The organism is uncultured Romboutsia sp. (assembly GCF_958366745.1).
GTDB classification, from domain to species: domain Bacteria; phylum Bacillota; class Clostridia; order Peptostreptococcales; family Peptostreptococcaceae; genus Romboutsia; species Romboutsia timonensis.
Window position 1 is genome coordinate 1 of the sequence record NZ_CATXCO010000186.1, and the last position, 4805, is coordinate 4805.

General features: G+C 26.9%; 4 protein-coding genes, 1 other RNA gene and 1 pseudogene. 4 read left to right on the forward strand and 2 right to left on the reverse strand.

All coding sequences use genetic code 11. The annotated features are described in order from the left end of the window. Positions 1–774, forward strand: a 774-nt coding sequence (locus tag Q5F54_RS10755) for a substrate-binding domain-containing protein (protein ID WP_302334416.1), incomplete at its 5' end; no start/stop codon positions are given. A 225-nt stretch (positions 775–999) separates the two neighbouring features. Here the strand turns inward: Q5F54_RS10755 and Q5F54_RS10760 are convergent. After that, positions 1000–1458: a hypothetical protein gene (locus Q5F54_RS10760; RefSeq protein ID WP_281537257.1), complete on the reverse strand. Its 459-nt coding sequence runs from the start codon at positions 1456–1458 to the stop codon at positions 1000–1002. Positions 1459–1659: 201 nt separating this feature from the next. Here Q5F54_RS10760 and Q5F54_RS10765 point away from each other — a divergent pair, with 201 nt between their 5' ends. Both Q5F54_RS10765 and ssrS read left to right on the forward strand, forming a co-directional pair. Continuing rightward, positions 1660–2457 carry a hypothetical protein gene (locus Q5F54_RS10765; protein WP_071121299.1) on the forward strand — a complete coding sequence of 266 codons (798 nt, stop codon included), beginning with the start codon at positions 1660–1662 and terminating at the stop codon, positions 2455–2457. A 125-nt stretch (positions 2458–2582) separates the two neighbouring features. After that, positions 2583–2765: non-coding RNA, 6S RNA (gene ssrS, locus Q5F54_RS10770), on the forward strand. A 31-nt stretch (positions 2766–2796) separates the two neighbouring features. Here ssrS and Q5F54_RS10775 read toward each other — a convergent pair. Continuing rightward, complete coding sequence (locus Q5F54_RS10775; RefSeq protein ID WP_281537258.1) at positions 2797–3807, reverse strand: hypothetical protein; 1011 nt, start codon at positions 3805–3807, stop codon at positions 2797–2799. Between the two features lie 178 nt (positions 3808–3985). On the opposite strand from Q5F54_RS10775, the pseudogene Q5F54_RS10780 reads away from it, so the two are divergent. Then, positions 3986–4805 (forward strand): annotated as a pseudogene (locus tag Q5F54_RS10780) (hypothetical protein); the annotation flags it as partial.

Genomic DNA, 4805 nt, shown 5'->3' on the forward strand with positions numbered 1-4805 from the left:
TTAAATGGAATAGAAGAAGTAGCTAAGATGTATGATTATGAAATATTATTAGCAAATACTTATTCAGATAAAGAACAAGAATTAAAAAGTATAAACTTGCTTAGAGCAAAGCAAGTAGAAGGTATTGTTATGGTATGCTGGAAGGTAGAAGAAGATCATATAAACTATATTCAAAACTGTGGAATACCAGCAACATATATAAGTAAAACTGCAAGAGATTATGATATATATACTGTAAGCACAAGTAATAAAGAGGCAACGTATGATATGACTAAATATCTTATTGATAAAGGTCATGAAGAAATTGCATTTATAATGACAAGTAAAGATGACACTGTTTTAGAAAGAGAAAGACTTTCAGGATATGAACAAGCATTAAATGAAAGTAACATAAAATTAGACGAAAGTCTGATAAAGTATGGTGGTACTACATATGAAGCAGGTTATGAAAGTATGAAAGAATTATTAGAAGAAGGAATAGTGCCTCAAGCTGCATTTGTAACTGGAGATGAAGCAGCAATAGGAGCTATAAATGCAGCTTGTGATAAAGGCTATAAAGTTCCTGAAGATATATCAGTTGCAGGATTCAATGATGTAAAAATAGCTAAAATGTATAGACCTAAGTTAACAACAGTATATCAACCATTATACGATATGGGAGCTGTTGCAATAAGAATGGTTATAAAATTAATAAATAAAGAACATTTAGAAAGTAAAAAAATAGAATTACCGTATAAAATCATAGAAAGAGAAAGTGTAATACCTAGAAAATAAATAAAAAAGACAAACTATGTGATTTTTATAGTTTGTCTTTTTTGTACTATATAAAAAATAAGAATATATTTTTATATAGACTTAGAATCTTTACCTTATATGGTTTTAACAATTATTACAAGAATATGAATATATATAAAGATGAAGTAATGAGATATAAGAGTATATTTTATTATATATACTGTAAAAAAAAGCTAGAGTATGTACTCTAGCTTTTTTTTATTATTAACCTTTAGGAACTTTTTTTACCTTTTTAACAACTTTTTTTGTTTTCTTATGTGGATTTGTTTCATTGGAACTATCATTAGGTGCAGGTTGAACATGTTTTGTTGGCTTAGTTTTCTTAACTTTTTTTGTATTAGAAGAAGGTGCATTTGAATCATTTGATGGATTGTGCTTTTTAGATTTACTTTTCTTGTGTTCTATTTTATCTTTAACTTCGGCATCATATATTTTGTCCATAACAGCATCTAGTTTCTTTTTTTGCTCGTCGTTTAAAAAAGCCTTTAATTTAGAAACGACTTGTTCTTTTCCTTCAAGAGTTTTACCTATTTTAACAAGCTCATCCATTAATTCTCCTTCAGATTTGCCTTTATATCCATCTGCTATTTTTTCTATTTTGTCTTTGTCTATATTTTTTTCTTTAGCCATTTTTTCTAAAATTTCTGTATCTACTTTTTTCATAAATTTACCCCTTTCTTATAATATAAATTAAATTTTATTCATATTATTTATATATAGAAATAATTTTGAAGTGGTGAAAGATAATTTAATTAAATTTCTTATAGATAATGTATATGCACTTAGTTAAAAAAAAAGTAACACTAAGATTAAATAAAACATACTTATATATGAGGGAGAAGATAATTTAAGGGGTGACTATGCTTGAATAATCTACTATTGATAATAGGAATGATTGCATTGAGTAATGGAAATATATCTTTAGGTAATTTACCTTTATTTGATAATAAAAAAAATTCTAAAGGAGAAAATATCGAGAATAAACGGTCTAGGGAACGAAAAACAAGAGATAATATAAGAAAAAAAGTAAAGAAAAAAATTTCAAATAATAATGGAAGTGATTTGTTTAAATTTAATATGAATGATATAAATAGGGGTATGAAAATGATGGATTTAAGCGATGAAGATTTAGAACGAGGTATGGAAATAATAACAAGGACTAAAAAATATATGTCACCAGAAGAAAGAAAAATATTAATAAAAGTTGAAAGTTTATTAGATTTAGTAAAGGGGATAAAAAAACTTAGCAGTATTGATTTTGATGACTATGAAGAAACAAACTTTTTTAGAAGTATGGATGAAGAAGATAAAAAAAATATGATGATAAAAGAAATTTTAGAAGTATTTCCAGAAAAGAGAAGAGAATCTCTTGATAAGGCTATTGATCTGAAGAAGAAAATAGATTTATTTGCAGAACTATTTTTACCAGATGATTTCGGAGATGGTGGATTTAGTTTAAGTTCATTAGTTAATATAAATAATTTAGGAAGTATGAATAATCTTAAGTTACTAGGAAGTCTATTAAGAACAGATGATGATAAAAAATATGAAGAATATGATTATGATGATGAAGAGTATGAAGAGTATGAAGAGTATGACGATGAAGAATACTATGATGAATATGATGATTATGAAGATGAATACGAAGAAGATGATGAATAAAACGACAGCTATTGTAAATACATAGATAAAGAGAGTGAAAAAAATGGGAAAAAATAATAAAATTGCATTAATTGTCATACAAAACTACTTTAAAAATATTGTTTTTTATTATATAATAAGAATATAAAATCCTGAAGCATTCGATACGGCTTATTTAAATTCAACCGACAAATGTTGAACGGGAGACTGTGTCTACTAAAATATAACATGCCTGTATTTATATAGGAAGTTAAAGGTTAGTAGTAGGTCACCCACCTGGGAGTATCTCGGGTATGAATTTATTGAGCCACCGGTGTTTTGGGATTTTTTTAGTGTTGCAAATATTGCAACACTAATTATTTAAAATCCTATTATAGTTATATCATCATTAACAGTAAAGATGGATGTTAAATTATATGATAAGTCACCAGAGTAGTTTGATAAAAACCTAGCTCTACAAAAATCCTCATCTATACTAGTTTCATCTATTTCATGTTCACTCCATGTTTTTCCTAAATCATTTGATATAGATGTATAAAGTTTGTTATAATTTACCCACATCAAGTAAATAGTTGATTTTTGCTTAACTAGACTAGGATATATACAAGTGGATGGTCCAGATACATAAATAGAAGTACCTATATCTAACTTATTTTCATTTAGGTAGCCATTCATATACTTTACAGCATATCCATTATCTATACACTCACAGAATGTTAAATGATAAAAGTTCATACTGTCTTTTAAAACAGATAAATATAATTTGTTTTTATTAGAGTTAGTAATTTGACAAGGATTAGACCATGATAAAGTGCTAGAGTTAAATCTAGAAAAGAATACTTCTTCACAACCGTTTACCAGATTGAAATAAAATACTATAGGAGAGTTTTGAATCCATAAAACTGTAAAATTATCTAATACTATATGATTAATAAAGTCGATTTTATTTTCTATCCAAACACCATTATTATAATAATGGTGGAATAAAGCACAAGTATTTGTTGAATTATTGTTATAAACATAGTAAAGAATATGTATAGAATTATTTATTACGTTTATATACGGAAATATAATATCAAATTTTTTAGAGTCATAAGTCAAAATATCTTTTTTAGAGATAATAGAAGACCCTCTAGGAATATGAATCATCTTTAGACCATCATTTTTATATATACCATATATATCATTATTATTTAGACAAAAGGAACAATTTGTAAAGTCCATTCCATTTAGCTTATCAAAGCTATTACTTGAAATTAAATTATTATCTTTATCATAATGATCGATCTTTATAATATTGTCGATGTAGAATTTGAAAATTTCTTTATCAGATCTCCTTATAATTGTAGAACACTTATTAATGAAACTCATAAAAGTCCTCCTTATAAAAGTTTTTATAATAAATATATATTGAAGATAAAAATTTTTATTCTAGTTATATCAGTAGACTACTTGTTTAAGTAACAAATATTAATTTATATGCATATTATTAAGTAGGCAACAAAAGCCACTTGGTTTTAGAATTCATTTAAGGGGAGGACAATGAAAAATGCAAGACCTTAAAAAAAATAAAAGAAGAATTAATCAATCAACTTTACAACATGAAGCTAAAGAAAGCTTAAATGAAGAACTACAAGAAGATATAGCTAGATCTTGTAAATCAAAAGGATGTAACTGTAATAAACATGATGATGAGTGTGAGCTTGAGTGCGATTGTGTATGCAAACCAAAACATAACCACAATCATAAACATGATGATGAGTGTGAACCTTGTGAAGTAGAATCTGATGAATGTGTAGATAATGTATGTGGTGAAGAATGCTGCAATCCTTTATCATCACCTAAATTTTCAACAGCAAATAGTGTACCACTTGCTATAGAAACAAATAGAGTATTTGATAGTATAAAATTCCAAGTATTTACAGATGCAGATGCTCCTAATGGAGAAGACTTATTCTTTGAATATGAAGTTGTATCAGTTAATGGTCCTATCCCAAGATCAGGTGTTGTAAATGTAAACATAGATAAAGTATGTATGAACTATACAGACGTAGTAATAAAACCTGGGACTACAACTTTAGAAGATCATGTAGTAAGACCTATAAAAGAAGTTGAAAAAGAACCTTATGAGCAAGAAAATCTTTGTCCAGAATTTGGAGATATAGATGGAGAATTCTGCAAAACTTCTTTTGAATATAATGTATGTGGAAATAAAAATAGAGAATGCTCTGATCAAGGAAAAGGCGAAAGATCAGTATATAAAGAAAAGGGATTAAAAGTTATAGTTAAAAATTTAGTCTTAGAATTAAGAGGAACATGTGGATGTACAGAAGTTACAGTGCTTGCATATCCAGCAAGAAGAACAAGCA

What these genes read in the sequence shown, in the direction of transcription:
- Q5F54_RS10760 (WP_281537257.1), bottom strand. Translation starts at nt 1,458, where the DNA reads ATGAAAAAAGTAGATACAGAAATTTTAGAAAAAATGGCTAAAGAAAAA.
- Q5F54_RS10775 (WP_281537258.1), bottom strand. Translation starts at nt 3,807, where the DNA reads ATGAGTTTCATTAATAAGTGTTCTACAATTATAAGGAGATCTGATAAA.